General features: G+C 55.8%; 1 protein-coding gene. It reads left to right on the top strand.

The features are described 5' to 3' along the window. Positions 1-692: electron transfer flavoprotein subunit alpha/FixB family protein (locus RG807_RS17845; RefSeq protein ID WP_309046053.1), on the top strand; the 692-nt coding region annotated here is incomplete at both ends.

Raw genomic sequence — 692 nt, 5'->3', positions numbered from 1 at the left:
CTGGGTGAGAACCTGGGCGAGCTGGTTGCAGAAGTGGGTAAGGGCTACAGCCACATCCTGACCTCTGCCGGTACCACGGGCAAAGACTTCATGCCGCGCGTTGCTGCGCTGCTGGACGTTGCTCAGGTATCTGACATCATTCGCGTTGAATCCGCAGACACCTTCGTTCGCCCGATTTACGCCGGCAATGCCATCGCAACGGTTAAAACCAGCGACAGCATCAAGGTTGTTACCGTGCGCCCAACCGGGTTTGATCCGGTAGCCGCTGAAGGTGGTTCTGCTTCTGTAGAGCAGCTGGACGTTGTAAAAGACGCAGGCCTGTCTTCGTTTGTAGGCGAAGAGAAAGCCAAATCGGATCGTCCTGATCTGGCCAGTGCCGGTATTGTTATCTCCGGTGGTCGTGGCATGCAGAACGGCGACAACTTCAAGATGCTGGAGCAGGTTGCTGATCTGCTGGGCGCTGGTATGGGTGCATCCCGTGCTGCGGTTGACGCCGGTTTTGTACCGAACGACATGCAGGTAGGCCAGACCGGTAAGATTGTTGCGCCACAGCTGTACATCGCAGTGGGTATCTCCGGTGCTATCCAGCACTTGGCAGGTATGTCTGATTCCAAAGTGATCGTTGCGATCAACAAGGATGAAGAAGCACCTATCTTCCAGGTTGCCGATTACGGCCTGGTAGCGGATCTGTT

Source organism: Marinobacter sediminicola (assembly GCF_031157525.1).
GTDB lineage: Bacteria > Pseudomonadota > Gammaproteobacteria > Pseudomonadales > Oleiphilaceae > Marinobacter > Marinobacter sediminicola.
Note: the sequence above shows the minus strand (reverse complement) of the source record. Positions and strands in the feature narration are given on the sequence as shown.